The 25,235-nt window shown below is 40.9% G+C and carries 27 protein-coding genes and 1 pseudogene; 23 read left to right on the top strand and 5 right to left on the bottom strand.

Annotated elements, in window-relative coordinates:
* Window positions 1-10: 10 nt before the first annotated feature.
* From GTU69_RS05660 to pyrF, 18 genes are all read left to right on the top strand, one after another.
* Entirely contained in the window at window positions 11-994 is a 984-nt protein-coding gene (locus tag GTU69_RS05660; protein ID WP_166168883.1) for a DNA polymerase III subunit delta', read from the top strand.
* A 21-nt stretch (window positions 995-1,015) separates the two neighbouring features.
* Window positions 1,016-1,357: a PilZ domain-containing protein gene (locus GTU69_RS05665; RefSeq protein WP_092818360.1), complete on the top strand. Its 342-nt coding sequence runs from the start codon at window positions 1,016-1,018 to the stop codon at window positions 1,355-1,357.
* A 26-nt stretch (window positions 1,358-1,383) separates the two neighbouring features.
* Entirely contained in the window at window positions 1,384-2,157 is a 774-nt protein-coding gene (locus GTU69_RS05670) for a TatD family hydrolase (RefSeq protein WP_166168885.1), read from the top strand.
* 45 nt (window positions 2,158-2,202) lie between these two features.
* Window positions 2,203-2,817 carry a TetR/AcrR family transcriptional regulator gene (locus GTU69_RS05675; RefSeq protein WP_086195477.1) on the top strand — a complete coding sequence of 205 codons (615 nt, stop codon included), beginning with the start codon at window positions 2,203-2,205 and terminating at the stop codon, window positions 2,815-2,817.
* 9 nt (window positions 2,818-2,826) lie between these two features.
* Window positions 2,827-3,387, top strand: coding sequence for a type II secretion system protein (locus tag GTU69_RS05680; protein ID WP_166168887.1), 561 nt, complete (start codon window positions 2,827-2,829; stop codon window positions 3,385-3,387).
* 175 nt (window positions 3,388-3,562) lie between these two features.
* The gene (locus GTU69_RS17125; protein ID WP_240921597.1) at window positions 3,563-3,907 is read left to right on the top strand and encodes a type II secretion system protein; all 345 of its coding nucleotides are present in this window, start codon (window positions 3,563-3,565) and stop codon (window positions 3,905-3,907) included.
* A complete protein-coding gene (gene gspJ, locus GTU69_RS05690; protein WP_166168891.1) occupies window positions 3,904-4,530 on the top strand; it encodes a type II secretion system minor pseudopilin GspJ in 627 nt (208 codons plus the stop codon). The genes GTU69_RS17125 and gspJ overlap by 4 nt, the downstream gene beginning before the upstream one ends.
* Before the next feature lie 75 nt (window positions 4,531-4,605).
* On the top strand, window positions 4,606-5,553 hold the full coding sequence (gspK, locus tag GTU69_RS05695; RefSeq protein WP_166169103.1) for a type II secretion system minor pseudopilin GspK: 948 nt from the start codon (window positions 4,606-4,608) through the stop codon (window positions 5,551-5,553).
* A 172-nt stretch (window positions 5,554-5,725) separates the two neighbouring features.
* Window positions 5,726-6,322 carry a 6-carboxytetrahydropterin synthase gene (locus tag GTU69_RS05700; RefSeq protein ID WP_166168893.1) on the top strand — a complete coding sequence of 199 codons (597 nt, stop codon included), beginning with the start codon at window positions 5,726-5,728 and terminating at the stop codon, window positions 6,320-6,322.
* Window positions 6,323-6,368: 46 nt separating this feature from the next.
* Window positions 6,369-7,082 carry a uracil-DNA glycosylase gene (gene ung / locus GTU69_RS05705; RefSeq protein WP_086195473.1) on the top strand — a complete coding sequence of 238 codons (714 nt, stop codon included), beginning with the start codon at window positions 6,369-6,371 and terminating at the stop codon, window positions 7,080-7,082.
* Window positions 7,079-8,203: an enoyl-CoA hydratase/isomerase family protein gene (locus GTU69_RS05710; protein ID WP_086195472.1), complete on the top strand. Its 1,125-nt coding sequence runs from the start codon at window positions 7,079-7,081 to the stop codon at window positions 8,201-8,203. Before ung ends, GTU69_RS05710 begins: the two co-directional genes overlap by 4 nt.
* Before the next feature lie 4 nt (window positions 8,204-8,207).
* Window positions 8,208-8,729 carry a tRNA adenosine(34) deaminase TadA gene (gene tadA, locus GTU69_RS05715; RefSeq protein ID WP_166168895.1) on the top strand — a complete coding sequence of 174 codons (522 nt, stop codon included), beginning with the start codon at window positions 8,208-8,210 and terminating at the stop codon, window positions 8,727-8,729.
* A gap of 58 nt (window positions 8,730-8,787) precedes the next feature.
* On the top strand, window positions 8,788-9,219 hold the full coding sequence (locus GTU69_RS05720) for an SRPBCC family protein (protein WP_166168897.1): 432 nt from the start codon (window positions 8,788-8,790) through the stop codon (window positions 9,217-9,219).
* Window positions 9,220-9,236: 17 nt separating this feature from the next.
* A complete protein-coding gene (cmk, locus tag GTU69_RS05725) occupies window positions 9,237-9,920 on the top strand; it encodes a (d)CMP kinase (RefSeq protein WP_166168899.1) in 684 nt (227 codons plus the stop codon).
* Window positions 9,921-10,026: 106 nt separating this feature from the next.
* Window positions 10,027-11,703, top strand: a complete 1,677-nt coding sequence (gene rpsA / locus GTU69_RS05730) for a 30S ribosomal protein S1 (protein WP_086195468.1) — start codon at window positions 10,027-10,029, stop codon at window positions 11,701-11,703.
* 160 nt (window positions 11,704-11,863) lie between these two features.
* The gene (locus tag GTU69_RS05735; RefSeq protein WP_086195467.1) at window positions 11,864-12,166 is read left to right on the top strand and encodes an integration host factor subunit beta; all 303 of its coding nucleotides are present in this window, start codon (window positions 11,864-11,866) and stop codon (window positions 12,164-12,166) included.
* A gap of 21 nt (window positions 12,167-12,187) precedes the next feature.
* Window positions 12,188-12,553 carry a lipopolysaccharide assembly protein LapA domain-containing protein gene (locus tag GTU69_RS05740; protein WP_086195466.1) on the top strand — a complete coding sequence of 122 codons (366 nt, stop codon included), beginning with the start codon at window positions 12,188-12,190 and terminating at the stop codon, window positions 12,551-12,553.
* A gap of 238 nt (window positions 12,554-12,791) precedes the next feature.
* The gene (gene pyrF / locus GTU69_RS05745; protein WP_166168901.1) at window positions 12,792-13,472 is read left to right on the top strand and encodes an orotidine-5'-phosphate decarboxylase; all 681 of its coding nucleotides are present in this window, start codon (window positions 12,792-12,794) and stop codon (window positions 13,470-13,472) included.
* 127 nt (window positions 13,473-13,599) lie between these two features.
* Here pyrF and GTU69_RS05750 read toward each other — a convergent pair whose 3' ends face one another.
* Together GTU69_RS05750 and GTU69_RS05755 are read right to left on the bottom strand one after the other, a co-directional pair.
* Window positions 13,600-14,508 carry a lysine exporter LysO family protein gene (locus GTU69_RS05750; protein WP_166168903.1) on the bottom strand — a complete coding sequence of 303 codons (909 nt, stop codon included), beginning with the start codon at window positions 14,506-14,508 and terminating at the stop codon, window positions 13,600-13,602.
* 49 nt (window positions 14,509-14,557) lie between these two features.
* The gene (locus GTU69_RS05755; RefSeq protein ID WP_171522005.1) at window positions 14,558-16,069 is read right to left on the bottom strand and encodes an NAD(P)/FAD-dependent oxidoreductase; all 1,512 of its coding nucleotides are present in this window, start codon (window positions 16,067-16,069) and stop codon (window positions 14,558-14,560) included.
* A gap of 157 nt (window positions 16,070-16,226) precedes the next feature.
* On the opposite strand from GTU69_RS05755, the gene GTU69_RS05760 reads away from it, so the two are divergent.
* The 5 genes and pseudogenes from GTU69_RS05760 to GTU69_RS05780 all read left to right on the top strand — a co-directional run bounded on the left by GTU69_RS05760 (window position 16,227) and on the right by GTU69_RS05780 (window position 23,315).
* A complete protein-coding gene (locus tag GTU69_RS05760; protein ID WP_086195463.1) occupies window positions 16,227-17,234 on the top strand; it encodes an AraC family transcriptional regulator in 1,008 nt (335 codons plus the stop codon).
* Between the two features lie 96 nt (window positions 17,235-17,330).
* Window positions 17,331-18,479 carry a cell division protein ZapE gene (gene zapE, locus GTU69_RS05765; protein WP_166168905.1) on the top strand — a complete coding sequence of 383 codons (1,149 nt, stop codon included), beginning with the start codon at window positions 17,331-17,333 and terminating at the stop codon, window positions 18,477-18,479.
* Window positions 18,480-18,839: 360 nt separating this feature from the next.
* Complete coding sequence (locus GTU69_RS05770; protein WP_166168907.1) at window positions 18,840-21,002, top strand: malate synthase G; 2,163 nt, start codon at window positions 18,840-18,842, stop codon at window positions 21,000-21,002.
* A 142-nt stretch (window positions 21,003-21,144) separates the two neighbouring features.
* Window positions 21,145-22,602 carry an aldehyde dehydrogenase family protein gene (locus GTU69_RS05775; protein ID WP_171522006.1) on the top strand — a complete coding sequence of 486 codons (1,458 nt, stop codon included), beginning with the start codon at window positions 21,145-21,147 and terminating at the stop codon, window positions 22,600-22,602.
* Between the two features lie 53 nt (window positions 22,603-22,655).
* Window positions 22,656-23,315, top strand: a pseudogene (locus GTU69_RS05780) (SOS response-associated peptidase family protein).
* Between the two features lie 10 nt (window positions 23,316-23,325).
* Here the strand turns inward: GTU69_RS05780 and GTU69_RS05785 are convergent.
* From GTU69_RS05785 to GTU69_RS05795, 3 genes are all read right to left on the bottom strand, one after another.
* Window positions 23,326-23,790: a MarR family winged helix-turn-helix transcriptional regulator gene (locus GTU69_RS05785; protein ID WP_086195458.1), complete on the bottom strand. Its 465-nt coding sequence runs from the start codon at window positions 23,788-23,790 to the stop codon at window positions 23,326-23,328.
* 153 nt (window positions 23,791-23,943) lie between these two features.
* Window positions 23,944-24,408, bottom strand: a complete 465-nt coding sequence (locus tag GTU69_RS05790; protein ID WP_166168911.1) for a MarR family transcriptional regulator — start codon at window positions 24,406-24,408, stop codon at window positions 23,944-23,946.
* 145 nt (window positions 24,409-24,553) lie between these two features.
* A complete protein-coding gene (locus tag GTU69_RS05795) occupies window positions 24,554-25,021 on the bottom strand; it encodes a MarR family winged helix-turn-helix transcriptional regulator (protein ID WP_086195456.1) in 468 nt (155 codons plus the stop codon).
* Window positions 25,022-25,235: the final 214 nt, after the last annotated feature.

Here is a 25,235-nt window from a genome sequence, read left to right on the forward strand (position 1 = left end):
GAACTCCTCCATGCAAAATAATGTTGTGGCACAAGTCTACCCATGGCAGCAAACGGTTTGGGAGACCTTGACCGGACGCTTTCCCAAACTGGGGCATGGCCTACTTTTTTATGGTAAAAAAGGCTGTGGCAAGGAAGCTTTTGCACAATATTTTTTGGCTTGGGTGCTATGTGCCAATCGTCATGAAAACAATGCCCCTTGTGGTGAATGTGGTAGTTGTTTGTGGTTAAAGTCTGATACCCATCCCAACTATGTTCATATCAGCACAGATGAAGACAATAAAAAGCAGAATGCCAAAATCAAGATTGAGAAAATCCGTGATTTATTGCCCTTTGTGCAGCAAACTGTAGATGGCTGGCGTGTGATTGTGATTGAACCGGCAGAAGCTTTAAATATCGCTTCTGCCAATGCATTACTCAAAACCTTGGAAGAGCCGGGTGATCGGGTAGTCATTATTTTACTGGCCGATCATTACTTAAAACTTCCAGCCACGATTCGCAGCCGTTTGCAGCATTTTGCGCTGGACCGTATTTCTTCTTCGCAAGCAGATGCGTATTTAACCGAGCATTTACCCAATTTAGATCAAATGCAAAAACAACTGTTGATGAATTTATCTAATCAGATGCCATTACAGGCCATGCAGCTGGCTGAAACGGAGTGGTTAAATAAGCGACAAGAATTTTTAACGGACTGGCAAAAACTGGTCACGCAAAAAAATATGCCCATGGCGATCGCGACCAAGTGGAATAAAGTCTTAAATTTTAGTGACTTTGCGCAAATGTTTGAATACTTGTTGTCAGATTTAATTTGTGTCAAGCTCAGTCAGCAAGTTAAAAATTCCGATCTAGATTTGAGTGCATTATCCGAACAATATACCTTGGAATTTTTATTTGCGGTTTATTCTGATTTGCAGCAAGCTAAACAATATATTGAGCAAAATGTACAAAGCAATTTAGTGCTTGATCAATTGTGTATAAAACTAATGAACATTTAAATATTTTTAAGGGGAATAAAAATGCAACCACGTATGGGCGGTATTATTCATGCCAATATTCCGGATATAGAAACTTTGTATGCCAGCTATATGCCTTATGTTGTCGGTGGAGGATTGTTTATTCCGACCAAACAGCCGGTTAAGCTTGGTGAAGAAGTTTTTGTGCTGGCAACCTTACCCGAACAATCACAGAAAATTCCTTTAACAGGCAAAGTCATCTGGGTCTCTCAGAAACAAAATGGCATCAAATTACAAGGTTTTGGTATGCAATTGACCGGAGAAAAAGGCGTTTATTACAAATCAGAAGCTGAAAAGTTGCTTACAGGTCTTAAGTCTGAAGGTCGAACTAGTTACACTATGTAGATATTTAAAAGATTTAGGAAATCACTGTGTTTGTAGATACTCACTGCCATTTAACCATGCTGGATTTAACGCCTTATGATGGCAATCTGGACTTGGCATTAGCTCAGGCGCGTGAAGCAGGGGTATCCAAATTCATGACGATCTCTGTTGATCTGGATGACCATATCGAGCTGGCTAAAATTGCCTCACGCCATGCTGATGTGGGCTATAGTGTCGGTGTTCATCCTTGTGAAGATCCTGCGATCATGGCACGTGCTACTACAGATTATCTGATTGAACTGGCACAGCCTGAAAAGGTCTGGGCGATTGGTGAAACCGGCCTGGATTATTTTCATAGCACCGATTTTATTGCTGAACAAAAAGAATGTTTTGCCCGCCATATTTATGCCTCACAGGCAGTAAAAAAACCGGTGGTGGTGCATACCCGTGCAGCGAAACACGATACAGTCGATATCATTCGGGCTGAAAAATCCACGCATGGTATTTTGCACTGTTTTACTGAAGACTGGGAAACCGCAAAAGCTGTGCTGGATTGTGGTTATTATGTGTCATTTTCCGGCATTGTCTCTTTTAAAAATGCTCAGGATTTACGTGATGTGGCGAAGCAGGTTCCACTAGATCGGGTGCTGATTGAAACCGATAGTCCTTATCTGGCACCGATGCCATATAGAGGAAAATCTAATGAACCAAAATACGTGCCTTATGTAGCCAAAGCCTTAAGTGATGTATATGATAAGTCTGTTGAGGAAATTGCTTTCATTACAATGCAAAACTTTGAAAACCTCCTTAATTTAAAGTAAATAAATTAAATTGATATAAGCGCAGAAGAGAATTACAGAGTGAAGATGGATCGTCAGGCTCAGTTTCGAGCAAGAGAAGCGTTAATTTTTCAGGTTGCAGAGCAGTTGCTGTTAGAAAATGGCGAATCAGGGATGACACTGGATGCATTGGCAGCAGAACTCGATTTGGCGAAGGGAACTTTATATAAGCATTTCCAGAGTAAAGATGAACTGTACATGCTTCTGATTATTCGTAATGAGAACATGTTGCTCGAGATGATTAAGGATGCAGAGAAGGCTTTTCCCGAGCATCTGGCATTCTTTATGTTGCATCATTTGCATCATCCTGAGCGCACGGTACTGTTCCATCAAATTGAAGAACGTTTGTCTACGACCGGTATTGGGATCAATCTACTATTTAGTGAACTGTATCAGGTGAGAAAACAGCGTTTACGGATTATTATTCGTATGACTGAAAGCTATCTGGAAAGTATTCAAAGCAGCATGTCGACACGCGATTATCTGGCCTCTATTTGGGCCCTAACTCATGGTGCTGCGGCTATTCTAAATTCCAGTTTTTACCAGCGTTATTTGGGTTCACGTGACACATTGCGCGTAGCCTATATTGATCAGGCACTGGCAATGCCAAAACAGGTCAGTTCTGCGGAACAGTTTGCTTAAAGGTATGCCATGAAGCCAATCCGACCATTATCAGTTCGTGGTTTTACCTTAATCGAGTTGATGGTGGTCATTGTGATTATGGCAATCATGGCTTCTTTAATTTTGACCAATATTAACGGGGTAGACCAGCGTAAAGCGATGCAGGCACGGGAAGTGTTTATTATGGATTTACGCAGGATTAACCGTGAAGCCAATGATCAGGCGCGCATTTTCGCCCTAGATGTGCACAGCGCGACAGATGTATCACCATTCTGTTACGGGGTGGTTGAATACATCATTCCTTCCATTCAAACTGTAGCCCCGCAAATTGTTGAAGAAAACAAAAAATGGCAACCATATGCGGAATTTGCTCAAAGGGCTTTACCCGAGCATGTTTCTTTTAGCATCACTTCACTCGATCATGCTTATGAAAATGCCAATAATGAGGATTTATTGAATTCGAATGCACCGCAGCTGTTGTGGCTGGGCAATGGCGAGGCCAAACCGGTACGGATTCAATTTTATTTTGAACAGCGCCCGATTGGCGAAGAAATCGAGATTGATCATCTGGGTAAAATCAATGCAAGCTAGATACTCCAGGCATCACGGCTCTCCAAATAAAGCTTTCGAACTTTCTTGCGAGGCGACACCTCTCAGGTCGAGTATTACTCGACTTAATCTTCACTCCGAGCATAGCTCTTTGTCTTGCGCTCGGACGAAACGTTGTTTCGTTTATCCTCGCTCAGGTTTTACTCTATTGGAAGTCATGGTTGCTTTGGCGATTTTTGCCACTGCTGCAATTGCTTTTACCAAAGTGGCGATGCAATACACTCAGGCAACATCGAATGCCATTTTAAGAACCAAGGCGCAATTCGTGGCCTTGAATGAAGTCGCCGTGATGGAAATCAATCAGGAATGGTTGCAGGGAACCCAATCCAAACAGGTCACCCAGCAAGGTGAAACTTGGCAAATTGACAAGTCTGCACAATCGACCATTAGTCCAAATGTACAACGCATAGAAGTACAGGTCAGTTTGTTTAATGTGGAAAGTGGCAAGGTTGAATCAGGAGTGACGCATTTGGTTTTCTTCAACCCGAAGGCCAAAGCATGAAAAAGCAGACTGCAAAAAATAAAAAAGGTTTCACTTTGGTTGAACTTTTGGTGGCAATTGCCATCTTTAGTGTGCTTTCCGCGTTGGGCTGGAAAGTCTTTGATTATTTAATTAAAGTCAAAGACCGTAATGCTGAACATGAGATCAATTTAGGTCAGTTGCAGGAAGCCTATCAGCAGATTCTGCGGGATACTGTTCAGGCTGTGCCACTGAATGCCAATATCAATGGCGATATTCAGCCTGCTTTGGTTTTGCAAAATGGTCGATTTAATTTTAGTAAAACCGGGGTCACTGATCCTTTACAGCAAGGTATTTCTCCGGACGAGCGTGTGGAATATCAATATCGTGCCGATGAAAAGAAACTGTACCGACTGAAATACCGTCATTTAAACAGTACAGGGCGGGATCAGCCTGAATCCAGTGTGCTGTTAAATGATGTTGACCAGTTTGAAATTGTGGTGTTGAATCCGAATGAACTCAATGCATGGCCAGAGGCGCAGGTAGATTTAAACGATGTTACACAAAAACAGATCTTGCCGAAGGGCATTAAAATTAAACTGACCGTCAAAGATGTGTCCTATGAGTGGATTTTCAGTTTATTAAATACCGATTATTTAAAATAGCAAACTGGCACTTCAAATAACAATGCAAATAGCGATACAAATAACTCTACATTATAAGGTTTGGTCCAATTGAACATAAAGCCGCAACAGGGTGTTGCCTTAATTACGATTTTGGTCATGGTGGCATTAGCCACCATCCTCGCTGCGACCATTGCCAAAAGACAGGCCAATACAGCTGAAAATACAGCATATTTAATGCGCCAAAATCAATCCTTGCTATATGCCAAAAGTGCTGAAGCCTTTTTTTCAGAGCTTTTGGTCGATGATGCTGAAAATGCGGGTGCTATTGATCATTTACAGGAAAACTGGGCCAAACCGATGCCGGCTTTTCCTGTAGAGGACGGTTTTATTGCGGGCACTTTAGAGGATCAATCAGGCAAATTTAATTTAAACAGCTTGGTGAATATGGATGGTACGCCCAATCCTCAGGCAAAAGCATGGTTTGAAAAACTGCTGCTACGTGTGGGATTACCTGAAAAGTTAAGTGAGGCAGTGATTGACTGGCAAGATGCCGATAATGAAACCATTGGCTCGATGGGTGCAGAAGCCAGTTATTATCAGGGATTGGCACAAGGTTATTTACCGGCAAACAGTAAATTCCATAATGTGGAAGAGCTGAAGATGGTGCGCGGCTTTGAAGGAAAAAAATATCTGCAAATTGCTGATTATGTCAGTGCTGTTCCAACCATGGATAGCAAGATAAACATTAATACAGCTCCGGCGATGCTGTTGGCCAGTCTTGATCCCAAGCTGGATGTCAAAGCGGTGCAGCAGGTTTTACAACAGCGCCAGGCCAAGTTGGAGCATTTTTCCAGTGTGAATGAGTTATGGGGTATTGAGCCGTTTAGTCAGGTTGGTGCCGATGTGAGAAGTGAGACAAGCAATTTGCTAGATGTAAAATCTGCGTATTTTAAAGCCAAAATTGAAGTGCAGCTCGGCGGACGTAAACGCCAGTTCAGTAGTGATCTGGTACGAAAAGATAAGTCGGTGTATATCGCATCTCGCAGTATGGCTCCATTCTAATCAGATCCCGAGATATGATGAAAAATGAGAAACACATCCATTCAACGGCATGAGTTTCTTCAATGCTATTGAACAGTAAAATTAATGTTCAGAATTTCACTTTTGCTTTATAACTTTCACTTTTGCTTTATAATCAAATTTAATTCACAGATTTTTGATTGCATCACGGCACATGTTAATTCGTAAGTTATTTAAGTTTGAAAATGCTCATATTGTGCGAAACTGCACATCGGATCGCTGTAAGCGTTCGATTCATGGTCATAGCTATAAAGTTGAATTGTTGCTTAAAGCGTCCAAGCTTGATCATGGTCAAATGGTCTATGATTTCGGATTATTAAAAGGCGTAATTAAAGATATTTTTGACAGTTTTGATCATGCAATTTGCTTCTGGCAATATGATGATGCTGAATATATTGCTGCTTGCAAAAAATTTAGTGCCCGCTGGGTATCTTTACCTGTTTCACCTTCTGCAGAACAGTTCTCACGCATTTTCTTCTATCTGGCACAACAGGTGCTTGCATCGACGATTACCCAAAATGGGGAAGGTGATGTAGAGGTCTATTCGGTGATTGTGCATGAAACCGATACCGGTTATGCGCAAAGCTTTATTGAAGATATTGAAAATGAACAAATGGGTGTGCTCAATCTTGACCAGATTGTATTTTCTGAACAGGTCCAAGCGGAATGGGCAGATCCTGGAATGTATGAAAAATTACAACAAGGCATTAAATTCCAGAATCCAGCGGTCGATCTTCAAGTACAAATTTGAAGAAAATGAAAAAAGTTTGGGCTGGTCAAAAAATTAGGAAGCAAGTATGTCTTTAACGGAACAACAGCAAGCTAAACTCGATAAAATCCAGTTGGATGCAAGTTGGAAAAATGCATTGAGCGATTTTTTGCTCAGTGCCAAAATGGATGATCTAAAACAGTTCTTGCTGACTGAAAAACATGCCGATAAAATTATATATCCCCCGAATTCACTTATTTTTAATGCCTTAAATACAACACCTTTCAACCGTGTTAAAGTCGTTATTCTGGGTCAGGATCCTTATCATGGGCCCAATCAGGCACATGGATTAAGTTTTTCAGTACAAAGAGGGGTTGCATTACCGCCATCTTTACGTAATATTTTCCATGAATTAAATACTGATCTGGGTATTCCTGTTCCCAAGCATGGTGATTTAACCCGTTGGGCTGAACAAGGTGTGTTATTGCTCAATGCGGTATTGACTGTTGAAGCAGGACAGCCGACATCACACCAAAAACGTGGATGGGAGGATTTTACTGATCATGTGATTGATGCTTTAAATGAGCAGTGTGAACATATCGTATTTATCCTTTGGGGAGCCTATGCACAACGTAAAGGACAACGTATCGATCAAAATAAACACCTGGTATTGAAAGCTGCACATCCTTCTCCTTTGTCAGCAAATCGTGGTGGTTTTTTTGGTTGTAAAGTATTTTCAAAAGCAAATAATTATCTGAAACAAAATGGCATTGAGCCGATCAATTGGCAGCTGGACGCATGACACAATCTCCTGAACTAAAAAGTTATCATCCTGATCTGATTGTAGAGGAAGCAATCAACGGCTGGCGCATTGTTCGCCTGAATCGGCCGAAATCTCTACATGCCCTGGATGAATCTATCGTTACTGCACTCTTAGAAGTGTTCCAAGATTTTCACCATGATGATGCGGTAAAAGCAATCTGGCTGGATTCGACCACCCCGAAGGCTTTCTGTGCCGGTGGTGATGTGCGTAAACTTCGTCAGCTGGTCATTAATGATGAAGTTGCAACCGCAAACAAATTCTTTGAACAAGAATATGCGCTAGATTTATTGCTGCATAACTATGCCAAGCCAGTACTGGTCTGGGGTGAAGGTTATGTGATGGGTGGTGGTCTGGGCCTGTTTATGGCTGCACCATTCCGCCTAGTGACGCCTTATTCGCGTTTGGCAATGCCTGAAATTAATATCGGCCTGTATCCGGATGTCGGTGCGACACGTTTCTTGGCCGATCGAGGCGCAATTGGTCTGTTTACTGGTTTAACCGGTTCGATTATGACCTCTGCCGGTGCATATGGGATTGGTTGGGCAACCCATATTTGTGATGCGCAGCGTGATAATGTGCTGGACAAAGTGCTGAATATTGATTGGGGACATTATCCGGCAGGGGATTTTCGTGCCATTGATGATACTTTAAACAGTATGCACCGTCCGGTGGGTCCAGGACCTTTACAAAATTCACTGGATGTCATTCATAGTGTTTGCCGTGGTGTGAACTTTGAACATGACTATGAATCTATTATCGGGCTGAGTGATGCACGCAGTGACTGGCTTCGTCAAGCGAGTGAAAATCTGCAAAAAGGTTCGCCTACTACAGCAGCATTAACCTGGCTGCTATGGCAATGGGGCAAGCGTGTTCATTCTTGGAATGAAGTTTTTGAGCTTGAAACGCAAATCTCCAACTGGAAGATTCGTCACCCTGATTTCGTCGAAGGTGTACGGGCGCGTCTGGTTGATAAAGACCTGTCTCCGGAATGGATAAAAGGCAGTGATTTCTCTTTAAAAACCATCTTGTCTGACTGTCCGCCTGTGACCAATATTCAAAGCTGGAATGATCTGTTGAAGCATTACGGTATCATCAGTTAAGCAGATGACTGATGCTACACAATTGACTGATGAATACTGGATGCAGTTTGCGTATGAGCAGGCTGCTATTGCCGCTTCAAAACAGGAGATTCCTGTGGGAGCGGTGATTGTCAGTCAAAATCAGATTATTGGCGCAGGACATAATGCACCCATTTCTTTAAATGATCCGACGGCTCATGCTGAGGTTCAGGCTTTACGCCAAGCCTGTACAAATCTGAATAACTACCGATTACCTGAAGACGCGGTACTTTATGTGACTTTAGAGCCTTGTACTATGTGTGTTGGGGCTTTGATTCATGCACGGGTCTCCAGGGTCGTGTTTGGTGCAACTGAACCGAAAGCAGGTTCCTTAATTAGCGTGCGTCGATTATTTGAAACCGGTTACTACAATCATGTTTTCGAGTATGAGGCAGGGTGTATGCAAGAACAGTGTTCCCAGCAGCTCAGCAATTTTTTCAAGATGCGCCGTGAGCAAAAAAAAATGCAGAAGTTACAAGAAAAATCTCTAAATAATCAAAATCATTAATTAAAATCATATAAACTATAATGACAATGAGTATTGTCAATAAAAATCAGGATAAGTCATGAATTCTATTCAAGTAAAAAAAGAATTTAACGCACCCATCGATCAGGTTTTTGATTTGCTATCAAAGCATGCCACCTACAATGTAGCTTTTGCACCGATTCAGGTTGAACGGATTAAAGATTCTACAGATCCTGAGCGTCCGGATGGTGTGGGCTCGGTACGCCGTATGGGTTTTGGTCCCGTCAAGCCTTTACGGGAGCAGATTACCTTGCTGGAACCGAATCAGCGTATCGAATACCAGATTGTGAAAAACCCTTTGGTGAAACACCATTTAGGCATTATCGAGTTTGAGGCTAAAGATGATGACAAAACCTTGGTCACCTATACCATTGAATTGCAGGCACGTGCACCTTTTATCAGTAAATTAATCCTTGCACAGCTTAAATCTGCGATTAAACTAGGTTTTTCGAAATTAGCTAAAACTGTATAGGGTAAAGTGGAAAATTAATGACAGTTCAAATTATTACCATAGATGGGCCGAGTGGTTCCGGGAAAGGCACACTTGCGGCTAAACTGGCAGCACATTATCAATTTCATCTGCTTGATTCGGGTGCTCTATATCGTCTGCTCGGGCTGTCATTACATCAACAGGATTTACTCGATTGCCTGGATTCTGAACTGGAGCAATGCGTAAAAATTGCAACAAATTTAGACATAAAGTTTGTTACAACTGAGTCAGGTACGGTGGTCCAGCTTGATGGTGAAGACGTTACTCAAACCATTCGTACTGAACGAGTAGGAGAGTTTGCTTCAAAAGTTGCGGTAGTTCCTGAACTTAGAGCGGCGCTATTGGAGCGTCAACGTGCATTTGCACAAGCCCCGGGGCTGGTTGCAGATGGTAGAGATATGGCAACGTCCATTTTCCCTGAAGCGCAAGCAAAAATTTATCTGACGGCATCGGCTGAATCACGAGCGGAGCGACGAGTAAAGCAGTTGCAGGGGATGGGGCTAGATGTTAAAATGAACGACATTTTAGCTAATATACAAGCTCGAGACAAAAGAGATATGGAGCGCACGGTCGCACCACTCAAACCGGCAGCAGATGCATATATTATTGATAGTTCAGAATTGAATATCAATGAAGTATTCAAATTGATGACCCATTTTGTCGACAAGCAGTTAGCCAATTAACGAATTTTCAGCAAAAGCATAGCTAGATCAGTTTATTACGGACTATGTGGAAGCTTAATTAAACCGGCCTTGTCTGATCCAAGACCGCTGACTTATCAGGTATATCATGACCGAATCTTTTGCAGCCCTCTTTGAAGAAAGCGAATTAAACCTCAACGTTGAAAAGGGTGCAGTCATCCAAGGCGTTGTAGTAAATATCGACTCTGACTGGGTAACAGTTGACACTGGCCTTAAATCAGAAGGTATTGTTGACCGCGCTGAATTCTTAAACGACCAACGTGAACTTGAAGTTCAAGTTGGCGATACTGTTGATGTTGTTGTTGAAGCTCTTGACAACGGTATGGGTCAAACAGTTTTATCACGTGAAAAAGCGAAACGTGCTGAAACTTGGACTAAACTTGAAAAAATCTTTGAAGACGGCGAAATCGTTACTGGTGTTATTTCTGGTAAAGTTAAAGGCGGTTTCACTGTTGACATCGGTCCAGTTCGTGCGTTCTTGCCAGGTTCTTTGGTAGACACTCGTCCTATCCGTGACACAACTCACCTTGAAGGCAAAGAGTTAGAATTCAAAGTAATTAAACTTGATGCTAAACGTAACAACGTTGTTGTATCTCGTCGTGCTGTTATGGAAGCTGAATCTTCAGCTGACCGTGAAGCTCTTCTTGCTCAGCTTGAAGAAGGTCAAACAGTTACTGGTACTATCAAGAATCTTACTGATTACGGCGCGTTCGTTGACCTTGGTGGTATCGATGGTCTTCTTCACATCACTGACATGGCTTGGAAACGTATCAAGCACCCTTCAGAAGTTGTTGAAGTTGGACAAGAAGTTACTGTTAAAGTACTTAAATTCGACCGCGAACGTAATCGCGTATCTTTAGGCCTTAAACAATTAGGCGAAGATCCATGGTTAGCGATCATGAACCGTTATCCTAAAGGTTCTATCGTTAAAGCGCGCGTAACTAACCTGACTGACTACGGTTGTTTCGCTGAAATCGCTGAAGGCGTTGAAGGTTTAGTACACGTTTCAGAAATGGACCACACTAACAAAAACATCCACCCATCTAAAGTTGTTCAGATTGGTGACGAAGTTGATGTTATGGTTCTTGAAGTGGACGAAGAACGTCGTCGTATTTCTTTGGGTATCAAACAAACTCGTGCTAACCCATGGGAAGAGTTTGCTAAAGACCACGACAAAGGTGAAAAAGTTTCAGGTACAATCAAATCAATCACTGATTTCGGTATCTTCATCGGTTTACCTGGCGGTATCGATGGTCTAGTTCACTTGTCTGACATCTCTTGGAACGAACAAGGCGAAGAAGCGATTCGTCGTTACAAGAAAGGTGACACTGTTGAAGCAGTTATCCTGTCTGTAGATGCTGAAGGCAACCGTATCAGCCTTGGTATCAAACAAATGAACAGCGATCCGTTCAACGATTTCTTGGCTGCTAACGAACGTGGTGCGCTTGTTAAAGGTACTGTAACTGCAGTTGACGCTCGTGGCGCTACTGTTAAGTTAGCTGACGAAGTTGAAGCGACTCTTAAAGCATCTGAAATCAACCGCGACCGCGTTGAAGATGCAACTAAGTTCCTTGAAGTTGGTCAAGAAGTTGAAGCTAAGATTATCAATGTAGACCGTAAATCTCGCTCTATCAACTTGTCTATCAAAGCGAAAGACGAAGCTGAAGAGAAAGAAGCGGTTGCTAACTTGAAAACAGCTGCAGCTGGTCAAGACAATGGTCCTAAGACTATTGGTGATTTGATCAAAGCTCAAATGGGTAACTAAGTAGATGTTAAAATGTATTGTTAATGTAAATTAACTAATACTTTTTACACAAATACTGTAAACGGTAGCGTAGTATTAACTTATTACGCTACCGTTTTGTATTTAAACAGGTTATTATCGTTTCATCTACAAAGTAGCTTGATAATTAAAGAGGTCGCAGATGACTACTGAAGCACTGAATAAGTCTGACTTAATAGAGCGAATTTCCCTAAAAAATCCACACTTGGCAGAACCTTTGGTTGAAGAAGCTGTTAAGATTATGATTGATCAAATGATAGCCGCATTATCATCTGATAATCGTATTGAAATCCGGGGTTTTGGCAGTTTTGCTTTGCATCACCGTGATCCACGTGTGGGGCGTAATCCTAAAACAGGTCGATCTGTTGAAGTAGCTGCGAAAGCAGTTCCGCATTTTAAACCTGGCAAAGCATTGCGTGATGCAGTAAACGAATCGGTACAGTAATAAAAAATTTATGGGGTGTTTATGCGTTACATTTTAGTCGCATTGCTCATTGTACTTTTTGGCTATTCATTGGCTCTTGTGCTGCAAAATGGTACTGAACTTTCAGTTGACCTATTGTTTACACAGGTACCGGCAATGCGTTTAGGTTTATTGCTGTTATTAACCTTGGCATTAGGTGTGGCATTGGGTTTGTTGTTAGGGGTACAAATTTTCCGGGTATTTCAAAATAATTGGGAAATTAAGCGACTACGTAAAGACATCGAACATCTTCGAAAAGAACAAATACAGGCTGCACAACTGGCAGCAGCTGAGGCAGCAGCTCATAGCAGACATGAAAAAACAGTTTTAGACATTCATTCGAATGATCGTTCGTCTAATCCCTTGTAGTGCTGTGTGTTAACGATAATGTTTGGGTTTTAGCCAGCCAGCTTGAAACCGAAACATTGGATAAATTTTGGGACACCCTAAAGTAAAATGCTTCAGGGTGTTTTTTATTTTTACAAGCTAACCTTATAAGGAAAATTTAAAGCAATAACGTCAATCAACTAATTTTTTATCACTTTGTTAAACTTTGGAATACCTTTTATAATAAGCTTTCTTTTTTGTCTGAGCGAAGGTAAGTCTCTTGAGTATCATTGTTGCACTGGATGCTAAAAGCCAATATGACGCATTAACGATTGCAGAGCAGTTAGACCCTGCATTATGTCGGGTGAAAGTTGGTAAAGAGCTATTTACTCATGAAGGCCCAAATGTGGTAAAGGCATTACATGACAAGGGTTTTGAAGTTTTCCTGGACTTGAAGTTTCATGATATTCCCAATACTACGGCTCAAGCCGTATGTGCAGCAGCAGACCTAGGTGTTTGGATGGTGAATGTGCATGCATCAGGTGGCCGTAAGATGATGGAAACCTGTGTAGAGCGCTTAAAAGCGGGTAGTTATAATACGCAGTTGATTGCAGTGACTGTGCTGACTTCAATGGGGCGTGAAGATTTAAAAGATATTGGTTTAGATGTTGAACCATTTGAACAAGTGCAACGTCTTGCAAAACTCACTCAGGAAAGTGGTCTGGATGGGGTGGTTTGTTCTGCTCAGGAAGCCAAAATGCTGCGTGAAACTTTAGGCCAGGGCTTTGCTTTAGTCACTCCGGGCATTCGTCCGGCAGGTTCTGCAGCAGATGACCAAAAACGTATTGTTACCCCTAAGCAAGCCATGCTGGATGGTTCTACACATTTGGTGATTGGACGACCAATTACCAAGTCGGACAATCCGCGTCAAATGCTAAAAGATATTTTGGCGACCTTGTAACTTTACACCCTTTCCCTTGCGGAGCGGTGTTCCTCATCTCCCAAAGGGAGAGAGAACGTCCCATTATTGTAAAAATGGACAAGTTCTCCTTCTGGGAGAGGAGGTAAGTGAGGGATAAATATAAAAATTAAACTGCTGCCAGCACACTCACCAATATGGGCGCTAGTATAGAAAGAATAAAGCCGCTGACCATGGCGTGTGGAATAAAATCATTGCCACATGCCTGTTTTACCATCGGCAAAGTGACATCCATTGCTGTTGCTCCTGCTGAAGAAATTGCAGAGCGTGGATAACGCCAGCCGATAATATACATAAATAAAATCGCCAAAATTTCTCTGAATAAGTCATTCATCAGTGCAATACTACCAAGATGGGCATTTTTGAGTTCTGTGACTACAATGCCGGTCATGGAATAAAAGCCATAACCTTGGGACAGCATAATGAGATCTTTTAAACTAATGTCTTGAATGAGTGTAGCTGTAACGAACGCGCCCAGCAGTGAACCGACTATACATCCCAATGGCACCAGTAAAATTTTCCAATTCAACCAAGATCGGTCTAAGGGTGAATAGGCGAGATCCAGGCCAATAAGGAACATAAACATCAGCAATAAATTCCATGTGCTTATATGCAAATTGTAGCCCATGTTGGCTACAGATTCAGAGAGTACATAACCGAATGCTAGAGCAATGAAAGCATAACTGATGTTGATCAGGGATTTGCTCACAAGGCTCATAGACACTTTGCCGTGACTCGGTTGATAACCCAAAAGCCTGAATAACACATAACAGCAGAGGAATGCGCCGAGGCTGGTGAGTATGGCTAAAACAGCGGCCTGATTCAGGATTTGCCAAGGCTGAGCAACAGTATGCAATGTTTGCCTAAACTCAATGGCAATAGCAATCAGCAGAATATAGGTAAAATAGGGCAGAATCTTAAAAGCAAGATGCTCAAGCCAGTGAGGTAAGCGTCTTGCCAAAAAAAATCCGAGCACTAAACAAAGCAGTAACTGGAAAATCAACCAAAAGGATTGCATAAAGAATTAAGCAGTTAATAAATACCTGTTTATTATGACCATTAAATATTTAGGCTGCACGACTTCCAGCTGTTTTATTTAGCAGACGGAAGTCAGCAGGATTAAGCTTTTTTGTCTGTAGCCAGTATTTCCAGGTATAAGTAGGCCACAGGGCAAAGTTCTTGCCGCTATCTTGCTGGTACCAGCTCACACAGCCAGATTGCCAGACTGTGCCATCAAGCCATTTTTGTACACGCTGGTTGAATCGGTCTTGTACCTGATCTTTAACCACAATGGCATGACTCTGCGTGTTTTTGACCAGTTCAATCATTTGTAGAATATAGTTCACCTGAGATTCAATCATAAAAATCACAGAGTTGTGTGCCAAAACCGTATTAGGCCCCAGCAACTGAAATAAATTGGGAAAGCCTTTGGTACACATCCCATAGAAGCTTTCTGCACCCTCCTGCCAGGCATTGTGCAAATCTTGTCCGTGTTCACCACTACATTGAAATGATTTTAGATAGATGCGTGGATCGGTAATAAAACCGGTTCCATAAATTAAGCAATCAATCTTACGTTCTTTGCCATCTTTGGTAATGATGCTGTTTTCAGTAAATTTCTGAATAGCCTTGGTCACTAGTTCAACATTGCTTCGGTTAAAAGTGGGATAGTATTTATTGGATACCAAAATACGTTTGCATCCCATGATGTAATCAGGTGTTAGTTTTTGCACCAGATTTTTGTCTTTGACCTGAAACTTGATAAAAGCTTCTGCCAGTTTTTGGGTGTATTTCATCACTGCAGGTTGAACAATCGGAACCACACGAGATTCATTGGACCAATATAAGCGTGCCCGGTGCAGTTTTCTAAACCAGTCTAGTTTTTTAAATAATTTCTTTTCAACATTCCAATAGCGGCGTTCATCTCTAGGAATGACCCAAGCCGCAGTACGCTGGAACACATAGAGTTGCTTAACTTTAGCTGCAATTTCTGGAATGTATTGAATTGCACTCCCACCTGTCCCAATTGAAGCAACATTTTTGTCTGTCAAGTCATATTGGTGATCCCATTGTGAGGAATGAAAAACTTTACCCTGAAACTTTTCAATGCCCTTGATATGAGGGATATGGGGTACATGTAAAGGGCCGGATGCAAAAACCACAAATTGAGCAATTAAAGTTTGCTCATTATTGAGGATGAGTTTCCAGTCACAACTTTGTTGATTGTATTGGGCAGCCAGAACTTCACAATTAAATTGGCAATATTTTTCCAGGTTAAAGCCAGTGACTAAATCTTGTATATATTTAAAGATTTCGGGTGCTTCAGCATAGCGTTTTGACCAGTCGCTTTTGGGGGCAAAAGAAAGGGAATACATATGGGACTGGACATCGCAGGCTGCACCGGGATATTGGTTTTCGCGCCAGGTTCCCCCTACATCACTGGCTTTTTCCAGGATCACAAAATCATGCATATTGCTTTGTAGTAGACGTATAGCCATCGCCAAACCGCCAAAGCCTGCACCAATGATAGCGATTTTTGTTTGTGTTGGCATAGATTGTGGCAGTGTTTGATTGTGCATTTTTTATTGGCCTTATTGCTTCTATTATTTTTGTATCTTATAGCAAGGGTGAGATAACCGACATGATAGCTATGACAGAAAAATTGATAGTTTCGGCAATTTGCAAGCATGAAAAATTATAGTAAAAATTAAGAGGTTATTTTGATGTGATCCTGCTATGAAACGTTCCATTCTCGGCTTGATGTATTTAATTCAAGGCATGCGTAAAGCTGGGATTGCTGTTGATCCAAAACTTCAAAGTATTGGACTGCGTGCGGATGCATTGGATCCTAGCTCAATTATTCATCCAGGTCTGGAATGGGATGTGCTTAAAGTTATTGGGCAGGATGTGGCACCAGAAAAAGGTCTGTTTATTGGGCAGCATTATGCACTTGCGGGTTATGGTCCTTTACTGATGTTACTGGTTACCAGTGAAAATATCCGTACTGCTTTAGAGCAGGGGATTCGCTATCAGGCATTAACTCATTTAACAGGTGTGTTAAGTTTAAAATATAAAGCTCAAAAGGTGGCTTTGTGCTATGTACCTGAAGATTTAAACAGTGACCTCGGACTGTTGCGAGCACAATGTGAAATATCGGGAACTTATAAATTTATTCAAGATCTGTATAACATGATGGGCTTAAGTATTCCCCGAATGCAGATTGAACTGCCGTTTGTGCTGCCTGAAAATCAGCAGGATCTAGATGTCTATCAAGATTACTATGGTACTGAATTACAGTTTGCTGCTGAGTCGGCGGCATTCTGGTTTGATGATGCCGTGTTAAATGTACAAATCCCTTCAGCAGATAAAATGACCTTTAATCTTTATGAGAGCAAATGTATTGCTGAGTTGGAGCGTTTAAAGATGAATAAATCTGTACCCTCCCTGGTGCAGCGTGTGCAGGATTATCTGGAGCTGCAAGCAGGTGTAATGCCTAGCATGGCAGAGACGGCACAAGCGCTGCAAATTCCAGAACGTACGTTGCGGCATCAACTGCAACAGTTACAAAGCAGTTATAAACAGATACGTGAACAATTGATTAAAGATAAGGCATTAAGATTGATGGAATATAAAGAATATTCCATTGAAATGATTGCAGAATTGCTGGGTTATTCAGAGCCTGCAGCTTTCAATCATGCCTTTAAACGCTGGTTTGGACAAAGTCCACGCCAGTACTTTAAGTAGTTTTGTAAATAGCCTAAGTATATTAATGCCAAAGTGTTATATATTTCACCTCAACCTTCGCTATACTTTCAATAGCCTAAAATAGTATTCAATCCTATGTCAGATTTAAATTCTAAGCACAGTACAGCCTTTATTCCCTTATCACCTGCGGAGCGCTATGCACAGGCCATCGCGTCTGGTCAGTTCATGCCGGATGAGGCACAGGCGCAAGCTGTACATGAGTTGGATCGCGTTTGGCAAGAGTTGATTCAGCGTTTCAAAGCTTCAAAAAAAGCGTTTCGCCGTTTTCGTCGTCAAACCTCACCACGAGGTGTATATATGTGGGGTGGTGTGGGGCGAGGTAAAACCTGGTTAATGGACCAGTTTTTTGAGTCGATTCCGTTTCGCCGTAAAACGCGCATGCATTTTCATCATTTCATGCAACATGTACATCGTGAGCTGAATAAATTATCAGGGCAGCGAAATCCGTTGGATCAGGTTGCAGACCAGATTTACCAGCAGGCAGTGGTCATCTGTTTTGATGAATTTTTTGTTTCCAATGTCACAGATGCCATGATTCTGAGCGAGTTATTCCAGAAACTGTTTACCCGTGGCATTACCTTGGTGGCGACTTCAAACATTGCACCCGATGGTTTATATAAAAATGGAATCCATCGTGACCGTTTTATACCTACCATTGAAATGGTGAAAAAACATTGTGTAGTTCTCAATGTGGATGCCGGCGTGGATTATCGTTTACGTGTGCTGAAACAGGCACAATTATTTAAACATCCATTAACACATGAACATAAACTCTGGATTGCGCAGCGCTTTACTGCTTTAACTCAGACTCAAACTCAATCCCAAGAACCGATTATCATCAATAACCGTATAGTTGAAACCATTGGTCATACTGAAGATGTGTTGTGGTGTGAATATTCAGAGCTGTGTTTAAAACCGCGCAGTCCGGCTGACTTTATTGAAATCGCAAATATCTATAATACTGTACTGGTCAGTAATGTGCCGCATTTGACCGATTATCTATCGGAAGGTACACGCCGTTTTATCTATCTAGTCGATGAATTTTATGATCGTGGGGTCAAACTATTGCTGACTTCGGAAGACAGTATTATTGACATTTATCAAGGCGAAAAACTGGCCTTTGAAATTGAACGCACGCGTTCACGTTTACTGGAAATGCAGTCTGACGATTATCTGAACTCTGAACATAAACAAATACAGGGATCGGCTTCAGAAGCCAGCTAAAGATCAAGCGCCTAAACAGGCGCTTTTTTTACATAAATTGTTTGACTGTTTTATCGACATTTTGTTCTATTCGTGGCTTAATCTTTGCTCGACAGTGATAGAAATAGCGTTTTTGGTTGGTTTTAAAACAAAATTCTGCACTTAAGTCTAATTTCGACATTTTAAAAACTTTATAGACTATAAAAAGGTATTCAGGCAGATAATAATGTTGCATTTGTGATCTTTATTTTATTGAGTGATGTGTACATTCATTTATTAGAAAATGATCATTATTTAGGAATGTGATAATACTATTCAGCTAGGTATAAATCGGTATACTAGAATCTCTTGTTATAAAAAGTAGCAATATCAGGAAAGACAATGACTGCACGTATTCAAAAAGGCAAGTTAGCGATTGCTAAAGAACTTTACGATTTCATCGAAAATGAAGCATTACCAGGTTCTGGTTTGGACAGTGAAACATACTGGAAAAACTTTGAACAAGTCGTTGTCGATCTTAGTCCAAAGAACAAAGCACTATTGGCTAAGCGTGATGACCTTCAAGCTAAAATTGATGAATGGCACCGCAACAACAAATTTGAACTCGAAGCTTACAAAGCTTTCCTTACTGAAATTGGCTACTTATTACCAGAAGTAGAAGATTTCCAAATCAGCACAGAAAATGTAGATGAAGAAATCGCATTATTGGCTGGTGCGCAATTGGTAGTACCTGTGCGTAATGCACGTTACTGCTTGAATGCGGCAAACGCACGTTGGGGTTCTCTATACGATGCGCTTTACGGTTTTGACGTGATCTCTGAAGAAGGTGGCGCGGAAAAAGGTAAGGGCTATAACCCGGTTCGTGGCGCAAAAGTTATCGAATTTGCTAAAAACTTCTTAAACGAAACCTTCCCTCTGGCAAATGGTTCACATGCAGATGCAACCAAATATGCGGTTGAAGGCAAAAAATTAGTTGTGACGCTAAAAGATGGTTCAACAACGAGTTTAACAAAAGAAGGGCAATTTGTAGGTTTCAATGGTGATGAAGCTGCACCAACTGAAATCGTACTTTTAAACAATGGCTTACACGTTATTGTTGAAATTGATGCAACCAGCCCGATTGGTCAAACTGACGCTGCTAGCGTAAAAGATCTTGTACTGGAAGCTGCTGTAACCACTATTCAAGACTTGGAAGACTCTATCGCAGCTGTAGACGCTGAAGAGAAAGTTGAAGGCTACCGTAACTGGTTGGGCTTGATGCGCGGTACACTTTCTGAATCAATAGAGAAAAACGGTAAAACCGTGACTCGTACATTGAACCAGGACCGTACTCATAAAAACCTGATTGGTGGTGAAACGACGCTTCACGGTCGTTCACTCATGCTGCTTCGTAACGTGGGTCACTTGATGACAAACCCTGCGATCTTGGTAGATGGTCAAGAAATCTACGAAGGTATCATGGATGCGTTAATCACGCCGTTATTGACTTTTGCTGACATTAAAGGCGAAAATACGATCAAGAACTCGCGTAAAGGTTCTATGTATATCGTGAAGCCAAAAATGCATGGTCCAGAAGAAGTTGCATTTGCAGTTGAGTTATTTGAACGTGCTGAACAGGCACTTGGTTTACCTGCGAAAACTTTAAAAATCGGCATCATGGATGAAGAACGTCGTACATCTGTGAACCTGAAAAACTCTATCGCTCAGGCCAAAGACCGTACCATCTTCATTAACACAGGTTTCATGGACCGTACTGGTGATGAAATCCATACGTTTATGGAAGCAGGTCCATTTGTTCGTAAAGGTGAAGTGAAGTCACAAATCTGGTTCCCGGCTTATGAAAACCGTAACGTGATGATCGGTCTTCAAGCAGGTTTACGTGGTAAAGCGCAAATTGGTAAGGGCATGTGGCCAAAACCAGATATGCTTGCAGATATGTACAAAACCAAGATTGAGCATCCAGAAGCTGGTGCAAGCTGTGCATGGGTTCCGTCTCCATCTGGCGCTGTGATTCACGCGATCCATTACCATCAATGCAACGTGTCTGAGCGTCAAAAAGAATTGTTGAATACTCAGCCGTTATCATTAGATGACTTGTTAACGCCGCCTTTAGCGACAGATACTAACTGGACTGCTGAAGAGAAAACTAAAGAGCTTGAAAATAACCTTCAAGGTATTTTGGGTTATGTAGTTCGTTGGGTTGATCTGGGTGTAGGTTGTTCTAAAGTGCCAGATATCAACGATGTTGGCTTGATGGAAGACCGTGCGACATTACGTATTTCTTCTCAACACGTTGCAAACTGGTTGCGTCACGGTATTGTAACCAAAGAGCAAGTGGAAGAAGTGATGCAACGTATGGCTAAAGTGGTTGATGAGCAAAACGCAAATGATCCAGCTTATACACCAATGGCACCAGGTTTTGATGGCTGTGCTTACAAAGCTGCATATGACTTAGTCTTTAAAGGTGCTGAACAACCTTCTGGTTATACTGAACCGCTACTTCATGCATACCGTTTGAAATTAAAAGGTTACACAGGTGATTAATCCTGCGTAATCAAGCTAAAATATAAAAAGGCCTCTTCGGAGGCTTTTTTATTGGCTAAAAGTAACAAAAATCCTTTTATTCTGGCACTTTAATACATTCAGTTATACATTAATCTTCAAAGCAAAATAACTAAAGGATTTGATGATGCAAGCTTATCAATTTAATGATGAACAATTTATAGCAGGGCACTGGCTAAAAGGAACGTCAACCCATCCGCTTAATAATCTCAATCCTTATACTCAAGAACTTATTTTAAAATTGCAGGCTGCCAGCCTTGTCGATGTGGATAGTGCTTATTCAGCTGCAGAGCGTAGTTTTACTACCTGGTCGCAAACGCTTCCATCCGAGCGTAAAAGCATTATCCTCCGAGTTTTGGATGTGGTCAAAAATAGACGCGAAGAAATCATTGACTGGCTCATTCAGGAGTCTGGCAGCACACGTTTTAAAGCCAATATTGAAGTAGATGCTGTATTGGGTATTATCAATGAGGCCATCACATTTCCTGAAAGAATGGAAATTCAGAAATTGCAATCTATAGACCCTACTCGCAAAAGCCATGTTGTACGAAAAGCGCTCGGCGTGATTGCAGTAATTAGTCCTTGGAACTTTCCATTTCATCTTAGTATGCGTTCTGTAGTCACAGCCCTGGCGATTGGAAATTGTGTGGTGTTAAAGCCTGCAAGTGATACACCTATTACAGGAGGAATGCTACTTGCCAAAATTTTTGAAGAAGCGGGTCTCCCTGAGGGGGTATTCAGTGTGGTGGCAGGTTTAGGCAGTGAAATAGGGGATTACTTTGTTGAGCATGATGTACCTAAACTGATTTCATTTACTGGTTCTACCTCGGTAGGTAAGCGCGCTGGTGAATTGGCTATGGCTTCGAATAAGATCAAACGGCTTGCCTTGGAGTTAGGTGGAAATGCGCCTTTGGTAGTGCTGGATGATGCTGATCTGGATCTGGCAGTGGAACTCGCTGTGATGGGACGTTTTTTGCATCAGGGACAAATTTGCATGAGTACCAATCGGGTGATTGTCGATGCTAAAGTTTATGATACTTTTGTTGAAAAACTGGTCATTCGCACTAAAAACATTGTCTACGGTGACCCTGAGCAAGAGGATACTCTCATTGGTCCGATTATTAATGGGGCACAAGTTGAAAAAATAAAACACATTATTGTTCAGGCACTGCAAGAGGGGACTAAACTTATCGTGAGAGGAGATATTCAAGATAATGTGGTGCCACCGCATATTTTTATTGATGTCAATCCTGAATCCAGTTTAGCCAAAGAAGAAAGTTTTGGGCCAGTCTTACCAATCATTAAGGCTCAAGATGAAGCCGATGCTTTACGTTTGGCTAATAACACAGCCTATGGGCTATCCAGCGCAGTATGTACCACCGATCTCGAGCGCGGAACTCGTTTTGCAATGCAGATTGATGCAGGTATGACACATATCAATTCCATAACCGTGGCAGATCAGCCGAATGCACCCTTTGGCGGAGAGCGAAATTCAGGCTTGGGGCGCTTTAATGGACAGTGGATATTGGATGAGTTCAGCCGTACACATTGGTTAACGCTTCCGAATAGTCATGTGAAGTAGAAATGATGTGATTAAAGTTATAATGGAATAAGTTTTAATTTAAGTCTTATTGTATGTGCGCTAATTTTAAACCGCTTACTTTAAAGCAGCTTCGTGAGTTGAATCTTCCGGATATTCCTTTTGAATATCCGGATGAGGTCTATCCAAATTATGAGTTGCCCTTGCTGTTCAAATCAGCGTAAGGTTTGGAGTGGCGTAAGGTTGGTTTTGGGATGGTGCCTAAATGGGCTGAAGATAAAACTATTGCCCTAAAAACCTATAATGCTCGAAATGAAACTTTGCTACAAAAACCGACATTTATAAATGCTGCTTCAAAATGCAAATTTGGCGTGATGCCGGTGAGTGAGTTTTATGAGTCAAAATATATTGAGAATAAGCCTCAACGTTGGGGGGTACGCCGAAAGGACGGCCATGCTTTTTATATTGCAGCGCTCTATGAAATTTGCCGAATTGGAGATGAAATTATTCGTTCAGCAACCATGCTTACGATGGATGCCATAAATCACCCTATGATGAAAGATTTTCATGAACCCGGAAATGTAAAACGCTCAGTGATTATTATTCCTCACGAGCGTTTAGAGGAATGGTTAAGTTTGAACTCACCAGATATTCATTCTTTCGTAGAAGGGTTTCCGGAGGTAGATTTTGAATGTTCACATGTTCCAAAGGCAAAAATCGAAAAAATTAGTCCCCAACTTAATTTTTTCGATTAAGCTTAGATGATTACGATAAATTTTTAAAAATATGTTGCAGGCTTTCCATCATTTTTTCAATTTGTAATGGAGTTAGGCCTTGGTAAGATTGTTTGAGAACTATATTGCTCAGATCTTTAATTTTCAGGGTCATTCGTTGTCCTTTCTCGGTTAAGACAACTCGGGTAATCCGGGCATCATCTTCACATGAATAGGTTTCAACAAGTCCTTCATCTTTTAAACGATAGACGATTTTGGTGGTGGTCGACATTTTGGAAATGACCATTTCGGATAGATCTGACACGCTGGCATGAGGTTTGGATTTTAAAGCGAGTAAAATACGGCGACGTGAATTGTCCAGACCATATTTTTTCAGTGCATGATCTAGTTTTTTTACACTTTGTGCATGAACTTGAGTAATCCAGTAGTAGGGGAAATCTCCTAAATCAAAATTTTCACCAGATAGAAGTAAAAATCTACTATATTTCTTGGGCATTGTTTATTTTCTCCCCATTAATTTTTTATTTATAATTTATTGCTTCAACATTTTTTAGAAAATGTAAAAAATGCATGAATTGTATATTATCTCTAAAGTCCAAAAGAAAAATTCAGTATTAAACCGAAATTTTAAATTTACAGCTCTATTACATTATCGTGATAAATTTTTAAAAATATGTTGCAGGCTTTCCATCATTTTTTCAATTTGTAAAGGGGTTAAACCATCGAATGATTGTTCCAAAACCACATTGGTCAGGTCATTGATTTTCTGAGCCATTTGTTGTCCTTTCTCGGTTAGGATAACTCGGGTAATCCGGGCGTCATCTTCACATGAATAGGTTTCAACCAGTCCTTCATCTTTTAAACGATAGACAATTTTGGTGGTGGTTGACATTTTAGACACCACCATTTCGGATAGATCTGACACGCTGGCACGAGGTTTGGATTTTAAAGCGAGCAAGATACGGCGACGTGAATTGTCCAGACCATATTTTTTCAGTGCATGATCAACATTTTGTACGTATTGAGCATGCACTTGACTAACCCAGTAATATGGAAAATTTTCCAGCTCAAAATTATCTGTAGATGGTAAAAACTTACTGTATTTTTTTGTCATCTATACTCTTCCCAATAATAATTGTTGTAATTGTATTTTATTATTGTAACTTATTTTTAATAAATTTAAAGTGAAAACGATATCTTTTAAAATATTGTAAAGTAAAACTTAAAAATCATTTGTTTACTTTCGAATTTAACCCGACTTAATGGGCTAAATTTTTAAAAATATATTTTAAACTTTCCATCATTTTTTCAATTTGTAGGGGAGTCAGACCTTCAAAAGATTGTTCCAAAACCACATTGGTCAGGTCATTAATCTTATGTGCCATTTGTTGTCCTTTCTCGGTTAAGACAACTCGTGTAATACGGGCATCATCTTCACAGGAATAGGTTTCAACCAGTCCTTCATCTTTTAAGCGATAGACGATTTTGGTGGTGGTCGACATTTTGGAAATGACCATTTCGGAGAGGTCTGATACGCTGGCATGAGGCTTTGATTTTAGTGACAGTAAAATACGGCGACGTGAATTGTCCAGTCCATATTTTTTCAAAGCGTGATCTACATTTTGTATATATTGGGCATGCACTTGAGTGACCCAATAATAAGGAAAATTTTCTAGAGAGAAATCTTCTGCAATAGAAGGTAAAAATTTGCTGTACTTTTTAGTCATGGAGAAAAGCCTCCCTAAGATTGTTGTATTTAATTTGTTGAAAAGCGTCTTATTTAAATCCAATTTTGCCTAACAACGCACATTATTTTTATTGTTATTAATATATCTCAAGTTTTTTATATTGCAATAAGGAAACTTATATTTATAAATTTCCTTACAAAAGAATTAAAATTTGAGCATAAGGATTAGAAAAGACAGGGTAGAGCTGTCTTGG

It is taken from the genome of Acinetobacter sp. SA01, from assembly GCF_011319235.1.
Lineage (GTDB): Bacteria > Pseudomonadota > Gammaproteobacteria > Pseudomonadales > Moraxellaceae > Acinetobacter.